This is a genomic window from Mangrovimonas sp. TPBH4 (genome assembly GCF_001280505.1).
Classification (GTDB): Bacteria; Bacteroidota; Bacteroidia; order Flavobacteriales; family Flavobacteriaceae; genus Mangrovimonas_A.
Map to the genome: position 1 here is coordinate 62,163 of NZ_LBIO01000068.1, position 17,529 is coordinate 79,691.

16 protein-coding genes are annotated in these 17,529 nt (G+C 38.9%); 4 read left to right on the plus strand and 12 right to left on the minus strand.

Annotation, left to right across the window (positions count from 1 at the left end):
• Positions 1 to 8: 8 nt before the first annotated feature.
• Both ZA05_RS17750 and ZA05_RS17755 read left to right on the plus strand, forming a co-directional pair.
• Complete coding sequence (locus ZA05_RS17750; protein WP_053993023.1) at positions 9 to 1,091, plus strand: iron-containing alcohol dehydrogenase family protein; 1,083 nt, start codon at positions 9 to 11, stop codon at positions 1,089 to 1,091.
• Position 1,092: 1 nt separating this feature from the next.
• The gene (locus ZA05_RS17755; protein ID WP_053993024.1) at positions 1,093 to 1,641 is read left to right on the plus strand and encodes a 1-acyl-sn-glycerol-3-phosphate acyltransferase; all 549 of its coding nucleotides are present in this window, start codon (positions 1,093 to 1,095) and stop codon (positions 1,639 to 1,641) included.
• 72 nt (positions 1,642 to 1,713) lie between these two features.
• Here ZA05_RS17755 and ZA05_RS17760 read toward each other — a convergent pair whose 3' ends face one another.
• The 6 genes from ZA05_RS17760 to gcvT all read right to left on the minus strand — a co-directional run bounded on the left by ZA05_RS17760 (position 1,714) and on the right by gcvT (position 9,091).
• Positions 1,714 to 4,305 carry a zinc-dependent metalloprotease gene (locus tag ZA05_RS17760; protein ID WP_082333837.1) on the minus strand — a complete coding sequence of 864 codons (2,592 nt, stop codon included), beginning with the start codon at positions 4,303 to 4,305 and terminating at the stop codon, positions 1,714 to 1,716.
• A gap of 72 nt (positions 4,306 to 4,377) precedes the next feature.
• Positions 4,378 to 5,868, minus strand: a complete 1,491-nt coding sequence (locus ZA05_RS17765; RefSeq protein ID WP_053993025.1) for a carboxypeptidase-like regulatory domain-containing protein — start codon at positions 5,866 to 5,868, stop codon at positions 4,378 to 4,380.
• 106 nt (positions 5,869 to 5,974) lie between these two features.
• Positions 5,975 to 6,694, minus strand: coding sequence for a YebC/PmpR family DNA-binding transcriptional regulator (locus ZA05_RS17770; RefSeq protein WP_053993026.1), 720 nt, complete (start codon positions 6,692 to 6,694; stop codon positions 5,975 to 5,977).
• Between the two features lie 105 nt (positions 6,695 to 6,799).
• Positions 6,800 to 7,090: a 4a-hydroxytetrahydrobiopterin dehydratase gene (locus ZA05_RS17775; RefSeq protein ID WP_053993027.1), complete on the minus strand. Its 291-nt coding sequence runs from the start codon at positions 7,088 to 7,090 to the stop codon at positions 6,800 to 6,802.
• 56 nt (positions 7,091 to 7,146) lie between these two features.
• On the minus strand, positions 7,147 to 7,980 hold the full coding sequence (locus tag ZA05_RS17780) for a sugar nucleotide-binding protein (protein WP_053993028.1): 834 nt from the start codon (positions 7,978 to 7,980) through the stop codon (positions 7,147 to 7,149).
• Between the two features lie 28 nt (positions 7,981 to 8,008).
• Positions 8,009 to 9,091 carry a glycine cleavage system aminomethyltransferase GcvT gene (gene gcvT, locus ZA05_RS17785; RefSeq protein ID WP_053993029.1) on the minus strand — a complete coding sequence of 361 codons (1,083 nt, stop codon included), beginning with the start codon at positions 9,089 to 9,091 and terminating at the stop codon, positions 8,009 to 8,011.
• A 160-nt stretch (positions 9,092 to 9,251) separates the two neighbouring features.
• On the opposite strand from gcvT, the gene ZA05_RS17790 reads away from it, so the two are divergent.
• The gene (locus ZA05_RS17790; RefSeq protein ID WP_053993030.1) at positions 9,252 to 10,733 is read left to right on the plus strand and encodes an aminopeptidase P N-terminal domain-containing protein; all 1,482 of its coding nucleotides are present in this window, start codon (positions 9,252 to 9,254) and stop codon (positions 10,731 to 10,733) included.
• 124 nt (positions 10,734 to 10,857) lie between these two features.
• A complete protein-coding gene (locus ZA05_RS17795) occupies positions 10,858 to 12,495 on the plus strand; it encodes an ABC-F family ATP-binding cassette domain-containing protein (RefSeq protein ID WP_053993031.1) in 1,638 nt (545 codons plus the stop codon).
• Positions 12,496 to 12,509: 14 nt separating this feature from the next.
• Here the strand turns inward: ZA05_RS17795 and ZA05_RS17800 are convergent, their stop codons facing one another.
• From ZA05_RS17800 to ZA05_RS17825, 6 genes are all read right to left on the minus strand, one after another.
• Entirely contained in the window at positions 12,510 to 13,202 is a 693-nt protein-coding gene (locus ZA05_RS17800; RefSeq protein WP_197276119.1) for a M23 family metallopeptidase, read from the minus strand.
• 153 nt (positions 13,203 to 13,355) lie between these two features.
• Positions 13,356 to 13,913, minus strand: a complete 558-nt coding sequence (locus tag ZA05_RS17805; protein WP_053993033.1) for a sugar O-acetyltransferase — start codon at positions 13,911 to 13,913, stop codon at positions 13,356 to 13,358.
• Positions 13,914 to 13,976: 63 nt separating this feature from the next.
• A complete protein-coding gene (locus ZA05_RS17810; RefSeq protein WP_053993034.1) occupies positions 13,977 to 14,768 on the minus strand; it encodes a hypothetical protein in 792 nt (263 codons plus the stop codon).
• Between the two features lie 69 nt (positions 14,769 to 14,837).
• Positions 14,838 to 15,443 carry a HutD family protein gene (locus ZA05_RS17815; protein WP_053993035.1) on the minus strand — a complete coding sequence of 202 codons (606 nt, stop codon included), beginning with the start codon at positions 15,441 to 15,443 and terminating at the stop codon, positions 14,838 to 14,840.
• 8 nt (positions 15,444 to 15,451) lie between these two features.
• Complete coding sequence (locus tag ZA05_RS17820; protein ID WP_053993036.1) at positions 15,452 to 16,876, minus strand: M20 family metallopeptidase; 1,425 nt, start codon at positions 16,874 to 16,876, stop codon at positions 15,452 to 15,454.
• A 146-nt stretch (positions 16,877 to 17,022) separates the two neighbouring features.
• Positions 17,023 to 17,502 carry a hypothetical protein gene (locus ZA05_RS17825; RefSeq protein WP_053993037.1) on the minus strand — a complete coding sequence of 160 codons (480 nt, stop codon included), beginning with the start codon at positions 17,500 to 17,502 and terminating at the stop codon, positions 17,023 to 17,025.
• Positions 17,503 to 17,529: the final 27 nt, after the last annotated feature.

Below are 17,529 nucleotides of genomic sequence, written 5' to 3' on the forward strand. Positions count from 1 at the left end.
AAAAGTACATGAGTTTTAAAAATTATCCAATGGTCTCCAGAGTGGTCTTTGGACGCGGTAGTTTTGATCAATTAGAAGATATATTGGAGCCCAAGCGCATCAATACAAAGGCACCATTTATTTTTTTGGTGGATGATGTCTTTGAAGGGAATGCTTGGATTACGGGAAGAATACCTTTGGCTTACGATGATAAGCTGATTTATATTTCTGCTGATGAGGAACCTAAAACATCCCAAGTAGATGAGTTGGTTGAAAAAATTATTTTGGACCATAAAGATAGACCTTCGGGAATTATCGGTATTGGGGGAGGAACCATTTTAGATCTAGCCAAAGCGGTAGCGATTATGTTGACCAATGAAGGAGGAGCCAAAGATTACCAAGGATGGGATTTGGTTAAAACCCCAGCTATTTACCATGTTGGAATTCCTACCATTTCAGGAACAGGAGCCGAAGTATCCCGTACCACGGTTTTGACAGGACCAGATAAAAAGCTGGGCATCAATTCGGACCATACACCTTTTGATCAGGTGATTTTGGATCCGGAGCTTACCAAAGATGTGCCCACAGACCAATGGTTTTATACGGGAATGGATTGTTATATTCACTGTGTTGAATCACTAAATGGGACTTATCTGAATGCTTTTAGCCAAAGTTATGGAGAGAAGGCTTTGGAGCTTTGCAAGGAGATTTTTGTAGAGAATTCATTGAGTGATGAGGAAATGCAGGATAAGCTGATGATGGCCTCTTGGCATGGAGGAATGAGCATAGCTTATTCTCAAGTTGGTGTGGCGCATGCCATGAGTTATGGCTTGGGTTATTTATTGGGAACCAAACATGGAATTGGTAACTGTATTGTATTTGATCATTTGGAAGAATTTTATCCAGAAGGGGTGAAGCTGTTCAAGAAAATGAAGAAAATCCACAATATTACTTTACCAAAAGGCTTATGTGCCAATTTAGACGATTCAGAGTTTGATATCATGATTGATGTGGCTATGAGTTTAGAACCCTTATGGGAAAACGCTATTGGTAAAAATTGGAAACAAAGCATTACCAGAGAGCGCTTAAAAGCCTTGTATAAAAAGATGTAACATGCGTAGGCTGGCCAAATTCATTTATTTCCGAATCTTAGGCTGGAAGGTGGTTGGAAATGTTACGATGTCCAAGGATTCGGTAAAAAAAGCAGTGCTTATTGCCGTACCGCATACTAGTTGGCACGATTTCTATATTGGTGTATTACTGCGTCAGGTGGTGGGCATCAAATCCAATTTTATTGCCAAAAAGGAATTGTTTGTTGGTCCTTTAGGTTGGTATATGAAAGCTATTGGAGGCGCGCCAATCAATCGAGGGACCAATGAGAATAAAGTAGATGCCATTGCACGAATCTTCAATAATAAGGAGGAATTCAGATTGGCATTGGCTCCTGAAGGAACTCGGAAAAAGGTTGAAGAGTGGAAAACGGGGTTTTACTATATTGCTAAGGCCGCAAATGTTCCCATTATCATGTTCACTTTGGATTTTAAGAATAAACAGAATCTAGTTTCAGAACCTTTTTACCCAACGGATGACAAAGAAGCTGACTTTAAATATATGAGGGCTTTTTTTAAAGATGTTGTTGGCAAAGTACCTGAGTATTCATAATTTTTCCGAAACATAAAAAATAAAAGGCTATCCATTTGGATAGCCTTTTTCTTTATAAAGATTCAAAATCATTTATTTGATTTCTTTAAGAGCATTGTCAATCAAAGTTGTTAAATGCATTTTGTGTGCCTTCGTAGAGATATTCCCATAAGGAGCGGCCATGATTTTGATTCTGTTTAGATTGTAAAGCGCCATAGATTTGGCATTGTTGTCAAATCGGCTACTTTGTTTCCCGGTGAGCATCTCAATTAACATTTTTGTGTATTCTACCTGTAAATTCTGACGGGTTGAAGACACATCTCCGTAGATATCTGCCTTAAAAATGGCATTGGTCAGGTCCACCATAAAGGTTGACATTTTGTATTGATTGCCATACATTTCAGAATCGGTAATTCTTTGTAAAGTATTTGGATGTAACAAGTGACGTAATACATTTTTTTGGCTAGAAAGAATTTGGTCGTGGATTTTGATGTCCTCAGGGCCTCTAAAGAAATTCTGACCTCTTCGTTTACTTGCCAAATAGTTGTAAAGCTCGCTTGGTGCCGTAAAGGCATCTGGAGCAAACACATACTTGTCTAGTGCATCCATGGCACGTTTTTGGTCTTCTAGACTAACAGGCGTATAAGGTTGTGTAGCACCTTCTTGACCAATCATGGCACGATCTACATACACACCTCCAATATATCTTGAAATCACACCGGCTGCACCAGCTTCCTGTCTAATTAAGTTATTGTAAGCACGTTTTAGGTCGTCATAGGAGTTCCCTTTGTTAGAAAACTTGATACGGATGTTGTCCATTAAATCCCTAGAAAGCTCAATAGTATTAACCGCATATTGAATGGCATCGCTGGACATATCTCCAACATTAACCCTCGGGTCGATAGCTTTTCCTGGGCTGCGCATGTCATCAGCATCGTTACCAAATACAAGCTCTGGCCTGGTAGACATAGCTAAAAGGGCTTCATGGTCGGCCTTTGATTTAAACGGTGTATAACCTAGTTGAATGGCCCAAACATCGTATGGTCCTACAGCAGTATCATAATATTGTCCTTGCGTTGCAGGATCTTTACTTAAGTTGATAGGTGCATAATCCATAACTGAACCGGTAAGACATTTTCCTTTGATAAATTCAGGATCTGCCAACTGTTCCGGTGTATAAATTTGACTGGCTTTCATGTTATGGTTCAATCCCAAGGTATGGCCAACTTCATGCATGATCAAAGCTTTCATGGCTTCTTTTTTCATACGGGCCATTTCCAAATCCGAAGCATTGTATGCTTGCAACATGGTATTCCCGAACATCAGGTTTTCATGCACTACATGCCCCATAGAACAGTACATTGGACTATTTTTTGAGAACTGCTCGGTTTCCATATTTGAAGTTCCCTGAGCATTGCCATAGAGCTTATCATAAAATACTCTATTGGTAAAATGCAGGTATTCCAACATGATATCAGCACCTAAAATTTCACCGGTTTTTGGGTTGGCAAAGCTAGGTCCGTAGCCACCAAATCTAGGAGCGCTGGAAGAAGCCCATCTCAACACGTTGTAATTGATATCACCGGCATCCCATTCCGCATCGTCTGGTTGGAATTTCACCTGTACGGCATTAAGGAATCCTGCTTTTTCAAACGCTTCGTTCCAAGCCAAAACCCCTTCCATAATGGTTTCTCTCCATTCCAAAGGTGTGGTGTTTTCAATCCACCATGTAATAGGTTTTACGGGTTCTGATAAATCGGCCGATGGATTTTTCTTTACCAAGTTCCAACGGTGAATCAAATCTCTGTACGGTGTTGTTCCTGTAGAGGTTTGATCGTCGACCTGAGTTGTGAAATACCCAACTCTAGGATCGTCAAAACGAATTTCATAATCGTTATCAGGCATTTCAATCAAACTGTGATACACTTCAATACTCACGTTTCTACCATCTGCAATAGCATCAGAACCGCCGTTAAGAACAGAAGCATTGGAATATACATATTCTACAGCCAAATCGGTGTTGTTAGGGTAACTCTTGATGTTAAGGATTTTGGACTTGCCCTTATCCAAATTCCCTAAACTAAATGCCATTGGAGATTGTCCAGGATACCTTGGCGGCTTGATTTGCGTAAATGTTTCCTTTAAAAACAGATCGTCGGCATCAATTAAATAAAGGCCTTTGGCACTGTCGTGGGCTTCAATTTTCAAACTGGCCATCACACCGTTGCTGGTATTGGCATCCTTGGCATTGGCCAGAGGACTGCTAGGGTCAAAATAGAAAGAGGTGTTTTGGGTTTCAAATTCAATATTGTTAAAATACTTTTTGATTTTTACCACTTTGGAATCTCCATAGGCACCTCTAAAGCTGTTGGCTTCCATTACTCCATCCATAATTTGCGAGAAATAGATAAATTCCTTGCCTATCTGGTCTTCGGTAATCAGCATTTTTATGGATCCAGTGATAGTATCTTGGTAAACTGTGAAAAGGCCTTCCTTAGCGTTGGAAGTCTTGATAAGTTCACTAATGGATTTTCCATTACTGGCGGGCTTTTGAACCGCTTCGGGGTAGTCTTTGGACTTCTTTTTTTTGTTTTTTCGCTGGGCTTCCATACTCATGGGAGTAAAAGCAAGAAAACCAGCCATCACCGCGGTTAGGAGTCGCGGCGAGTAGTAGTTACATTTCATATGCAGATTAAATTTAGTTCAGGTCTGTAAGATATGACAATTAATTGAAATCTATGGCCTGCCATGGAGCCCCTAGTTTTCAACTTTAAAAGCCTTCATTTCGTCTAGAGGTTCCAGTACATTGTAGTCGGCCCATATACTTGGATCGTATTTTGTTGGGGTTTCGTAATCAACGTGTTTTGGTTCTACCGTTTCAACAAAGTCAGCGGAAGAAATTGGTTTTTGCGACAAAAACAAAACCTCTAAACGTTCCTTAAATATGCCTTCCACCATAAATTCAAAGGCCACTTTGTTTCGTCTATTGTCGTTTTCTATAAATTTAAATGGGCGACTGATGTAAAAATAGCTGTCCGTTTGTTCCGAAATGTATTTTGGATAATAGTAGCCATCGGTACTTTTTTGATAGAGGACAGAACCGGTGTGGCCCTGTTGCACAAATTTAATGCCCAGCAAAAGTTTCAGGTTGAATTTTTCACCTACGCGTCCCTTATAAAAACGGTAATCGGCCTTTAGGACAGCAAATGTTTCATTGGATATGTAAAGCGTGCCCTGATAATCTGCCGAGCTGCGCCGAGGTTGAAACGAAATGACATAAACCATTTCTGATCCAAGAAACGTAATATCCTCCAAATTATATTTATAGAGTTTGGTCTCCAAGACAAAATTAAGAATGGAGTGATTTTTAAAGCCGTGATGTTCTATAGGTTGCTTAACGTTGCTTTTCAAAATCCCTATGGAATTAACCGTGTCCTTCATTTTTTCGTTGCCTTCGGAAAGAGACACCGAATCCGAGATCTTAAGTAAGCCGGTTTTAATTGTGTAGACCTTATCCTTATCCAAATGCTTTGAAATGATATCCTTGCCTTTATCGGCCAAAACTTCTAAAGATTGGCTGTTGTTTTTGTCTAGAAGTCTAACAGCTTTGTTCACCTCAAGCTTGGAGGCATTTGCATCCTTAATCTTTAAATGGCCAACAAAATCGGTGTATTGTTTGGATTTATTATTGACCAAGGCGGTTTCCAATTGGTTAAAGTCTTCGTTGAAAGCCTTAAGTTGCTTTCTAGAAAAACCAGTGGATTTATCGATTTCAAAATTAACATCTTTACCCTGAATGAATTCGGTTTTTCTGCTGAACACTTCATGGTCCACAAGTTCTGTTTTGTAGTTCTTGGAGAGGTTTTTGTTGACGTAATAAAGAATTGAATCGACACTGAGTTTCCTATTGGTCAAAAATACTTCAGAAAGTTCGTTGACCTGCTCCTTTAAGATGTAATCTTTTGAAGTGAACTCCTCTACAACCAAGCCCAACTTTTCAAAACCCAAACAGGAAATGTATACCGAATCCTTAGCCTCGAAACCATTTGTACTAATGGAGAAGTTGCCTTCTTCATTACTAATAGTGCCGTGGTGTTCCCCAATTTGAATGGTCGCAAAGGAGATGGGGGCTTTTTCTTCTGTGAGTATATGGCCCGACACATTTTGAGCTTTTAGGTGTGGGATGGAAAGAATTCCTGTAACTAGCAAAAATGCTAAAGTGAATTTGGGAGTAGAAGCTTTACTCATACGTTTTTTTTACTTTATAACGAATTTGATTGGGGTTTGTAACGTATGAATATAAAAAAACCTAAACATATGTTTAGGTTTTTAGATAATTTTTAAGAATCTTTTATTATTCTGTTTGTTCTTGCATGGTGTGGTACACGTTTTGAACATCGTCGTCTTCTTCTATCTTTTCCAAAAGCTTTTCTACATCGGCAGCTTGCTCTGGGGTAAGCTCTTTGGTCACTTGAGGGATACGTTCAAAGCCTGAAGATAGAATTTCAATACCTCTAGATTCTAATTCAGCCTGAAGTGCTCCAAACGATTCAAAAGGGGCATAGATTAGGATGCCATCTTCGTCAACAAATACTTCTTCTGCACCAAAATCTATCAATTCCAATTCCAGTTCTTCGGCATCCAAACCCTCACCGTTAATTCGGAAGTTACAAGTATGGTCAAACATAAAAACTACAGAACCTGAAGTTCCTAAGCTACCGTCGCACTTGTTGAAATAACTTCTAATATTGGCTACGGTACGGGTGTTGTTGTCTGTAGCGGTTTCCACCAAAATGGCAATTCCATGAGGAGCATACCCTTCAAAAAGGACTTCTTTATAATCGCCAAGATTTTTGTCGGACGCCCGCTTAATGGCACGTTCCACATTGTCTTTCGGCATGTTTACCGCCTTGGCATTTTGGATAACCGCTCTAAGTCGAGCGTTACTATCGGGATCTGGTCCACCTTCTTTTACGGCCATTACAATGTCTTTACCAATACGCGTAAAGGCCTTACTCATTGCCGACCAACGTTTCATTTTACGTGCTTTACGAAATTCAAAAGCTCTTCCCATAGGATAAATAATATTAGTGTTCGCTATTGCGAAAAATCTTGTGTATTAAATTGCAACGCAAATTTAGCAAAAAAGTGATGCTATAAAAATAAGGTTGCCAATTTCTTATTCCTGCACTTCTACAATGGTTTCTATGGCCTGTGCAAGTTCAAAATCCTTGTCGGTAACACCATCGGCGCTGTGGGTGGACAATGAAATAGTAAGGACATTGTAGACGTTGGTCCAATTGGGGTGATGGTTTAGGGCTTCGCACTCAAAAGCAATCCGGCTCATGGCGCTAAAACAATCCTTAAAGTTGTCGAATTCAAATTCAACATGAATGGCATTGTCGTAATATTCCCAATCAGGAAAACGCAACAATTTTTTTTCAATGGCTTCTTGGGTTAATGGTTTCATAGAATATAAAATTGGTTACCCTTAAATTTAAAAAAATTATTGGAGGAAGCCCTGATTTATTTGTGAAGTTCTTCCAAAACCTGCGTGCTGGAAATTTGAAGATGCTTGGGCAATAAGTTGTATTTGGGCAAAACCGCCAAGTAACGGTCTTCATTGGTAGTGTAGACGCGTTTAAAGTTGATATTCTTGTAAGTTAGAAGTTGTACTACATCCTTGATGAATTCATCGTGGTGGACCAAATCTGTACTTCCTAAATGAAAAATCCCTGATTTGTTACGATTGATAATGTAGTGAAGTTGCTGAGTGACTTTATAGTCTGTAGTTACGTTCATGATGATGTTGGGGAACACTTCCACGGCGGTACCTTCTCTAATATGTTGCTTAAGCTCCTTAACTCTTGGACATTGGGTTCCCAATACCATTGGTAAGCGCGCTATAACGACTTGCTTTTTTGGAAGTCGCAATAGCATGTTTTCAATTTTTATTTTGAAATGCCCATAGATGCTATGGCTAAAGGTTTTGTCCAATTCGTAACTAGGGAACTTACTATAAGCATCAAACACATTGGCAGAGGAAAGAAAAATGAGCTTACAGCCCTTATTTTCCAATAAATAATTGGCGATGTGCTGATGCGCGATGGTTTGGGCATGAAAGTCGCCACGAAGAGAAGAAACGATAATCGTTGGCCTAACAGCCTCAATGATTTCTATAACGTCATCTTCTTCCACATTATAGGGAAAAAAATGCGCATTGTTTTCCAAATCTTTTTTAGGAATGCGGTAGGTGCCAAAGGTTTTAAAATAGGAGCAAAGCTCTTTGTAAAGGGCATTGCCCAAAAAGCCGCTTGCTCCTAAAATTAAAATCCTATGTTTATTTGTGGCCTCCTGCATTAATTACCTAATTTGGGACAATCGTTTGTTAGCCTTTATAAAACGGCAGCTTTACTACCGTTGCAGGAATGGCATTTTTTCTAATTTGAATGTAGATTTTGCTATCTACGCCTGCAAGAGCTGTAGGAACATAACCCAATCCAATTCCTTTTCCTAGTGAAGGAGACATGGTTCCGGAAGTAACTTGTCCAATAACATTGCTTTCTGCGTCAACAATATCATACCCCTGCCTTGGAATACCACGCTCGTCAAGTTCAAAGGCAACCAATTTACGTTGTACACCTTCTTCTTTTTGTTGTTTTAAAGCTTCGCTATTGGTGAAGTCTTTAGTGAATTTGGTAATCCATCCCAAACCTGCTTCAAGAGGAGAAGTTGTGTCATTGATATCATTACCGTAAAGGCAGTAACCCATTTCCAGACGCAAAGTGTCGCGAGCAGCCAAACCAATTGGTTTGATGCCATAGTCGGCACCAGCTTCAAATACCTTATCCCATACTTGTTGAGTCTGGTCATTTTTGCAGTAAATTTCAAAACCACCACTTCCGGTATAGCCAGTCGCAGAAATGATGATGTTGTCAACACCTGCAAAGTCACCTACAACAAAATTGTAGAATTTGATTGCGGATAGATCATGGCTTGTAAGTGATTGCATAGCTTCTACGGCTTTGGGACCTTGTATAGCCAATAACGAATAATCGTCACTTAAATTGCGCATCTCTGCACCAACATCATTCTTGGAAGAAATCCAGTTCCAATCCTTCTCAATATTACTGGCATTCACTACCAATAAATAGGTTTCTTCCTTAAGTTGGTAGATAATCAAATCGTCAACAATACCACCATCATCATTTGGCATGCAGCTGTACTGTGCCTTACCGATAGTTAATTTGGAAGCATCGTTGCTGCTTACTTTTTGTATCAATTCTAAAGCGTGAGGCCCTTCAATCAAGAATTCGCCCATATGGCTTACATCAAAAACACCAACGGCTTTTCTAACGGTTTCATGTTCTATATTAACACCCTCATATTGTACGGGCATATTAAATCCTGCAAAAGGAACCATTTTGGCGCCAAGTGCTTCATGAGTGGCTGTTAAGGCTGTATTTTTCATTTCTAAATTATATTGAATGTTGCGCAAAAGTAGAGAATTTTATCTGGTTTTGAGGAAAGGGCATCCCATAAAATGGGTTTAAAACTATGTTAAACAGAAAAGCATTGGGCTGTACATTTAAGAATGTTCTTATTTTTACACGCTAACAAATTTATAGTATATGAAATCTCTCGTTTTTATGGTGTTAAGTAGTCTGTTTTGTATAACGGTACAGGCTCAAAAAGATATTCCACAAGATTATTTGTCGGCTGAATTCCACAAGGAAAGGAGAGTGGCTTTGCGAGAGTCTATGCCAGAACATAGCGTGGCTGTGTTTTTTGCCAATGCGGTAAGAAATCGTGCCAACGATGTGGATTATGTATATCACCAAGATCCGGATTTTTATTATCTCACTGGTTACAAAGAACCACATGCCGTTTTGGTGATTTTTTCTGAAATGCAAACGGATGCTGAAGGTAATTCTTATAATGAAATTATCTATGTACAAGAGCGCGATGCTCGGGCAGAACAATGGAACGGCTATCGTTTGGGCGTAGAAGGCGCAAAGAAACAATTGGGATTTGAAAACGCTTTGAATGGAAAGGAATTTTTGGATTCAGGAATTGACTATGCTGGTTTTGATAGCGTTCTTTTCAAACCATTTCAGGATGATTATAGAGATTCCAAAGGAGATAAAGCCGATTTGTTCGATTTGATCAAATCCTTTAAAAACCAAGTGCAATGGCAAACTAATTACAGCATTTCCCATACAGGTGAAAATCCAGAACTTCCTGATGAAGCTACCTTAAAAAATACCAACGTAAAAACAGATACTAAAACCTTGTCCAATTTAATGGCAGGCTTACGCCAAATTAAAACAGAAGAAGAATTGGTATTGTTGACCAAAGCCATCCGAATTTCTGCCATGGGGCAACGAGAAATTATGAAGGCGATGCACCCTGGAATGTCCGAAACCGAAATTCAAGGGGTTCATGAATACATTTACAAACGATATGGGAGTGAGTACGAGGGCTACCCGAGTATTGTAGGAGCTGGGCATAACGGCTGTGTGTTGCACTATATCGAAAATTCCAAAACCAAAGTTGGAAATGATTTGGTATTGATGGATTTGGGAGCGGAGTACCATGGCTATTCTGCCGATGTGACTAGAACTATTCCTGCCAATGGAAAATTTACCAAAGAACAAAAAGCAATTTACGATTTGGTATACAAGTCACAGGAAGCCGGTATTGCCGCTTCCAAAGTTGGTAGTGCCTATAAAGCGCCAGACAAGGCCGCTAGAGAGGTAGTTTACGAAGGACTTTTAAAATTGGGCATCACAAAATCATTGGAAGAAGGCAGGCAATATTTCCCTCATGGAACGTCTCATTATTTAGGATTGGATGTCCACGATGCTGGACTTAGAGGTCCATTGGAAGCTAATATGGTGATTACTGTAGAGCCAGGAATTTATATTCAGGATGGCAGTCCTTGCGATAAAAAATGGTGGGGCATTGCAGTGCGTATTGAGGACGATATTCTAATCACCGAAGAGGGTCCAGTTAATCTTTCGGCTGAAGCACCAAGAACTTATGAAGCCATTGAAGCGCTTATGAAAGAAGAGAGTCCATTTGGAACTTTTAAGGTTCCTAGTTTGAACTAAAGACCTTCCAAAACACAAGATATTTTAAGTTTATTGGGCAATGCAAATTAGGGGATTTGATTTTTCATAAAATCTTCCACAGCATTGCCCTTTTTAGTACCTTCGCGCCTTTAAAATTAAAGCCATGATCTCGATAGATAATTTAGCAGTAGAATTTAACGGAACCACTTTATTTAAAGATGTTTCCTTTGTGATTAACCCAACCGATAAAATTGCCTTGATGGGAAAAAACGGAGCGGGAAAATCTACCATGATGAAAATTATCGCTGGTGCACAAAAAGCCACTAGAGGTCATGTGCGTAGCCCTAAAGATGCCGTGATTGCTTACTTGCCTCAGCATTTGTTGACCGAGGATAATTGTACAGTGTTTGAAGAGGCTGCTAAAGCATTTAAGCATGTGTTTACAATGCGTGATGAAATGGATGCTTTGAACAAGGAATTGGAAACCAGAACCGATTATGAAAGTGAGGCATACATGAAAATTATTGAACGAGTTGCCGATCTTGGAGAGAAGTACTATGCTTTGGAGGAAGTGAACTATGATGCCGAGGTTGAAAAGGCTCTAAAGGGATTGGGGTTTAAGCAGGAAGATTTTAAAAGACAGACCAAAGAGTTTAGTGGTGGATGGCGTATGCGAATTGAGTTGGTTAAAATCTTGCTTCAAAAACCAGATTTAATCCTTTTGGATGAGCCTACCAACCATATCGATATTGAATCCGTGATTTGGTTAGAAGATTTCTTGGTGAATAAAGCTAATGCAGTGTTGGTTATTTCGCACGATAAAGCCTTTATCGATAATATTACCAACAGAACCATTGAGGTAACCATGGGCCGCATTTATGATTATAAGGCCAACTATTCCCATTACTTACAATTACGAGAAGAGAGACGCGCTCATCAATTAAAAGCTTATCAAGAACAGCAAAAGTTTATAGCCGATAATATGGCATTTATTGAGCGTTTTAAAGGAACCTTCTCCAAAACCAATCAAGTGGCTTCGCGAGAGCGTATGTTGGAAAAATTGGAAATTATTGAGGTGGATGAAATCGATACCTCAGCATTGAAATTACGTTTCCCTCCAGCGCCTCGTTCAGGGGATTATCCTGTAACGGTTAAGGAAGTATCCAAAGCATATGGGGATAAAGTGGTGTTTAGAGATGCCAGTATGTCCATTTCAAGAGGAGAGAAAGTGTGTTTTGTTGGGCGAAATGGAGAAGGAAAATCTACGATGATCAAGGCCATTTTAAATGAAATTGAGGTGGAAGGAACTTGCCAATTGGGACATAACGTAAAAGTGGGCTACTTTGCCCAAAACCAAGCCTCTTTATTGGATAATGAACTGACCATTTTCCAAACCGTGGATGAAGTGGCAAAAGGAGAAATCCGAACCCAAATCAAAAATATTTTGGGACGTTTTATGTTTTCTGGTGAGGATATCGATAAAAAAGTAGGCGTGCTTTCAGGCGGAGAGAAGACACGTTTGGCAATGGTGAAATTATTGTTGGAACCTGTGAACCTTTTGATACTGGATGAGCCTACCAATCACTTGGATTTGAAATCTAAAGAGGTGTTGAAGGAAGCACTTTTAGACTTCGACGGAACAATGATTCTAGTATCCCACGATCGTGATTTCCTTCAAGGCTTGTCTCAAAAAGTGTTTGAATTCAAAGATCAACGAGTAATTGAGCATTTTGAAACTATTGATGCCTTTTTGGAGCGCAATCGCATTGAAAGAATTGCCGATATTCAATTAATGAAATAGGGCATCTATCTTCCCTATAGTTTTCTTATATAATGTTTCCCTTTTTTTAGATTACGATTTTCGTACCCTTCAAACTGAATTGGAATTGCTATATCGCGTTCCTTTCTCACGACAAAATGTAAGTGAGGACCGTTAGTGTATCCCGTTAAACCTGATATACCAATTTTTTGTCCGGCTTCTACATACATTCCTTCCCGTACCAAAGATCCCTTGTAATCTAGGTGGGCGTAATTGCCTATTGTGCCATCTTTATGCAAGATTAAAATCTTGTTGGCTGCATTTTTTAATTCAGGCCCTCCTTGTTTGGAAAACCAGTCGATTACTTTTACTACAGTTCCTGAACGGGCTGCATAAATAGGTTCTCCAACATTTAATTGGAAGTCTATTGCATATCTTGAAGCTATATGGTTGTGGGATGTTTTTCCATTAAAACCTTGACTTACCTCATAAGCCTTATTTTTCCTGAAGGGTAACGTATAGGGGTGGTTTAAATCAGGTTTAATGATTTCTGGATGGCCAAAATAGTATCCAATTTTCAGACTGTCTGAAATTTTTTGTTTAACTGAGTCTAGGTTTTTTCCTTTCAACTTTAAAATTTCAATACTATCAAAAGATTGAAGCAATAGAGAATACAATTCTCTTTCAGTTTGCCTGTCACTGATGATAATCTCAATGGGAGCATATGATTTACTTATAGCTTTTAGCAAGAAGGAGTCTTTGCTGGTTTGCCAATCAAAAATGAAATCATCTAAATAGGAGCTAGGTTCATCTTTTTGTTTTGTTTGACTCCAAATTAAGGTTGAACAAAATAGAAATATTGATAACGAGAGAAAAAAGTATTTCAAAACATCTCGGAATTATTATTCTTGGTTTAATTTTCTAATTACTCTGGCAGGATTGCCAACCGCCAAAACATCGGCAGGAATATCTTTAGTGACTACGGAGCCAGCGCCAATAACGGTTCTGTCTCCAATGGTTACACCAGGACAAATGGTGGCATGTCCACCAATCCAACATTCTTCCCCAATCGTTACAGGCTTACAGTCTTCCCAAACCCTGCGGTCTTCAATGTTTAAAGGATGTTGTGCCGTATAAATATGCACACCAGGCGCAATTAAGGTTTTTTTGCCAATGGTTACTTTGGCACCATCAAGGATGACGGCTCCAAAATTGACAAAGACGCCTTCCCCAGCAAAGATATGTTCGCCATAATCGCAATAGAAGGGAGGTTCTAGATGAATGTCTTTTGCCGAATTTGGACAAAGCTCATTAATGGTCTCCTGAAATTTATCGGTGTAGTATTCGGTGACATTTAGTTTATGAAGAATGCGCTTGACTTTGGTTCTTAAATCAATCATTTCTTTACAATGCGCATCATAAGGCTCTCCAGCCATCATTTTTTCTCTTTCAGTTTTCATACGAAGTCAAATTGGTTGTATGAAATTAATAAAAAGCGTTGATAATGAATTTATTGTATTGAATTAATTGCATTGAATTTCAAATATTTCAGAAATTCCATTTTCATTTGTATTAAAATGATTGGTAGTTGAATAAGTGGAGTATAAAATAAGTTCTTCATTTTCATGGAAGTATTCGTTTATTTCAACTTTCTGATAATTATTTTGACAAAATGCCTTATAAAAAGCACCTTCAACAAAAAACAATCCCTTTAAAAGGTTGTCACTATTGTCAAAATTGGAGAGAATTAGTTCCCGCTGCTTATAAAAAGTATTTGCATCAAGATTTTTGTAATATTCAACTTTTTGCAGATTACCATTGGTGAAATAATACTTGCATGTAATTTGATTGTCTAGACGTTCAATAATCAAATCGTTCAAATACTCGTAGGTGTAGGTAATCATTGAAAAAGGATAGTGTTGTCCCTTTGTTCTTCTAGAAACAAGTTTTTGATTCTGAATTACAAATTCATCTGGATAATCTGAATTTGTATCCACTATTACAGTACTTCCTTCATATGTAATATTTGTTGTAACATAGTCAGATAATGCGTAGCCACTTTGGTTCACACCCAAAAGTATCGTTTGTAAACCACCATGTATCGTTACGATTTTGTCACCGTTATAATCAAAAAATATTTTTCCAGAATAATCATTATGGCTTCCGTAGATGCTGGTAAAAGGGCGATTGATGTTTTGATAAATAAGGGAACTAGTCCGACAACTCACTACATTACAATTATCTTCATCTGTGTTTGAACATCCTAACAAAAGGAGGCATGTAACAGCTAATGTTTGGAAAAGTTTTTTTGTCATAGGAGTGTAGGTTGGTAATTGTACAATTTAACCTACAAATATAAAATAATCTAAATAGTATGAGTTATTTTATTTTTCGATTATTATTACAGCTCCCAGGCAATTGGCATTAGCAAACAGAGACAAGGTTGTTGCAATAGGATCTTTAAAACAAAATAGATGGCCTTTTTGCAAGTTCAACTGCTGGTCTTCAAAGAAGATACTTAAAGAACCTTTGTAGAGGTACAATCCGAAAAAGGAAGACGTTTTGTCTATCTCCAAGTTTGTTCGCTTATAGAGTTTCAAATCCAAAGCAGTGAGTTTTCCTTTGATATCTTTGGAAGTCATTAAGTTGAAATCTGTACAAGTCCCTTTGGAAGTGGTTGTCCAATCACCGTCAAAGCAATCAATGTCTCCTTCATTAAGTGTAACACTATAATGATTTTGATGCTCCAAGGTAACAATGCCTTCCAAAACCATCAATTGCCGTGAGATACCTGATAGCTTGGTAAATTCTGAAGTTTCCACATCTACAGTAGCTGTACTCAATCTGAAATCAAAATCCATTGCTTGGTAGGAAGCTTCAGGGGGAAAGATACATAGTTCTGTTGTGCTGCCGCCACTCCAAGGTTTGGAGGTGAAATTGTCCGGCATGTAAATACTGTAATTCAATGTTTTTAAATTTAGTGGATTCATAGTATGGTCTATTTGCGATAATCTAAGGCTGGTTGCCGGTTTCCCAAAAGGGCTTCATATTTAAAATCTGTTCCGCGCCTTTGCTTAAACTCAGTGCGGATGTCTTTCAATAATTCTGGAGAAGTGTATAAATCTATGGCAGACAATGCCAATGTTTTGGCGGCTATCATCATACCTTTAAAGCCAATACTGCTACCTCCAGCTGCAACGGCCTGCCAACTATGTGCGGGTGTTCCAGGAACCCAGGTTGCCGTTCTAATTTGGCTTAAGGGCACGGCCCAACTAACGTCGGCGGTATCGGCAGAAGCCTTTCCATAGGTAAAGGACATTGGTTGGATGATTTCTGCCTTATCCAAAGGTTCTGGTTTGGAAAGTGTTTTTTGAATGGCTTTGGCAAAATCTATTTCGTTTTGATTATAGTGGATACCTCCAACCAAAGTCAAATTATTATGCATGATTTTAGCTAAGGCCTCATTGGGGAGCTTATCGTAAGTACCACCAATAATTTCGTAGGTCATGTTAGTTTCTGTACCCAATGCGGCACCTTCTGCAGCTTTTACAATTCTGTCCCATACATTTTTGACCTCGTCTCTATTGGCATGCCGAACTACATAGTAAACCTCAGCTTCGGCAGGGACAATGTTGGGCGCATTTCCTCCTTTAGTAATGACATAGTGTATACGTGTGGATTCCGTGGTGTGTTCTCGCAACAAATTTACCATCATGTTCATGCTTTCAACGGCATCTAAGGCCGATCTCCCCAGTTCGGGGGCAGCTGCAGCATGAGCAGAGATTCCTTTAAACCTAAATTTTCCGGAAATGGTTGCCAAATTGGTGCTGGGGTTGGAGTTGTTTTCATTCCAAGGGTGCCAAGTCAATACGGCATCAACATCATTAAATAAACCAGCTCTTACCATATACACTTTGCCCGAACCGCCTTCTTCGGCAGGGGTGCCGTAATAACGAATAGTTCCTGAAGTTTTGGTGGTTTGTAGCCAATCTTTAACAGCAATAGCTGCTGCAAGAGCACCAGTTCCAAATAAATGATGTCCACAAGCCTGCCCTGGGGCCCCTTCAATTCTGGGTTGTTGATAGGGGACTGCTTCCTGCGACATTCCTGGAAGGGCATCAAACTCTCCCAACACTGCAATTACAGGACCTCCAGAGCCATAACTTGCCACAAAAGCAGTGGGAATATTAGCTACTCCTTTTTCAATAGTAAATCCTGCTTTGTTAAGTTCGTTTTGAAGGAGTGCCGCACTACGTTCTTCCAAATAACCCAATTCCGGTTCTTCCCATAATTGTTTCGCAATCTCAGAATAATAGCCTTGTTTGGCATCCATATTTTTTATCACGTCTTGTTTTTTGGTCTGCCCAGAACCTATGATATGAATGAAGCAGAGGAGGAATAGAAACTGCAGTTTTGTGTTCATATTGATTAGTGATGTTTGAATTAGCCTTCATCTAAGATAATGAAAACGAATGAGTTTGTTTTATGATGTTACGTATTTATATTAATTGAAATTCAATATGTATGTATAAAAAGAAAGGCGCCAATAGGCGCCTTTTAAAACAAATTTCAGTAATTCTTAACTTTCCCCGTTTTAATAAGTTTCTTGATTTTTTTTGAGGGTTTCATATTGTTTTCTTCATTGGCGCAATAGTCCACTAAAATATTTTCCGCCTGTTGATAAACCTGATCCGGAGACAGAGTTTCTCCTTTATGTTCCAACACGACTTTAGTCATGGCAGCCATATACAATCCAAAAAGGGCATCATTGCCTTTGGTCAGCTCTAGTACATTTTCATCTAAAACAAAATCATAATTTGGAGTTCCTGTCATCCATTTTGTAATAAATTGTATAGAAATTTTTCTATTCATTTCATTTTGATTCGCAGGATGGTCAAATAGATAATTGGCGCAAAGTAGGACATTGTCTTCTTGAGGTTGGTAGCTTTCAGCGGTTTTGAACTCGTAGTTGTTTAATTTTGAAAAATCTTGGGCTTTTGCGAAAGGACATGCCAATACCAAGGTTAATAAAAGAAGTAGTTTCTTCATGAAAAAAATGTTAGGTTAGTTAATTTG

Coding starts and splice junctions, on each gene's coding strand:
- ZA05_RS17780 (WP_053993028.1), bottom strand. CDS start 7,980: ATGCAGGAGGCCACAAATAAACATAGGATTTTAATTTTAGGAGCAAGC.
- ZA05_RS17820 (WP_053993036.1), bottom strand. CDS start 16,876: ATGAACACAAAACTGCAGTTTCTATTCCTCCTCTGCTTCATTCATATC.
- ZA05_RS17750 (WP_053993023.1), top strand. CDS start 9: ATGAGTTTTAAAAATTATCCAATGGTCTCCAGAGTGGTCTTTGGACGC.
- ZA05_RS17790 (WP_053993030.1), top strand. CDS start 9,252: ATGAAATCTCTCGTTTTTATGGTGTTAAGTAGTCTGTTTTGTATAACG.
- ZA05_RS17795 (WP_053993031.1), top strand. CDS start 10,858: ATGATCTCGATAGATAATTTAGCAGTAGAATTTAACGGAACCACTTTA.
- ZA05_RS17825 (WP_053993037.1), bottom strand. CDS start 17,502: ATGAAGAAACTACTTCTTTTATTAACCTTGGTATTGGCATGTCCTTTC.
- gcvT (WP_053993029.1), bottom strand. CDS start 9,091: ATGAAAAATACAGCCTTAACAGCCACTCATGAAGCACTTGGCGCCAAA.
- ZA05_RS17810 (WP_053993034.1), bottom strand. CDS start 14,768: ATGACAAAAAAACTTTTCCAAACATTAGCTGTTACATGCCTCCTTTTG.
- ZA05_RS17775 (WP_053993027.1), bottom strand. CDS start 7,090: ATGAAACCATTAACCCAAGAAGCCATTGAAAAAAAATTGTTGCGTTTT.
- ZA05_RS17760 (WP_082333837.1), bottom strand. CDS start 4,305: ATGAAATGTAACTACTACTCGCCGCGACTCCTAACCGCGGTGATGGCT.
- ZA05_RS17755 (WP_053993024.1), top strand. CDS start 1,093: ATGCGTAGGCTGGCCAAATTCATTTATTTCCGAATCTTAGGCTGGAAG.
- ZA05_RS17805 (WP_053993033.1), bottom strand. CDS start 13,913: ATGAAAACTGAAAGAGAAAAAATGATGGCTGGAGAGCCTTATGATGCG.
- ZA05_RS17815 (WP_053993035.1), bottom strand. CDS start 15,443: ATGAATCCACTAAATTTAAAAACATTGAATTACAGTATTTACATGCCG.
- ZA05_RS17765 (WP_053993025.1), bottom strand. CDS start 5,868: ATGAGTAAAGCTTCTACTCCCAAATTCACTTTAGCATTTTTGCTAGTT.
- ZA05_RS17770 (WP_053993026.1), bottom strand. CDS start 6,694: ATGGGAAGAGCTTTTGAATTTCGTAAAGCACGTAAAATGAAACGTTGG.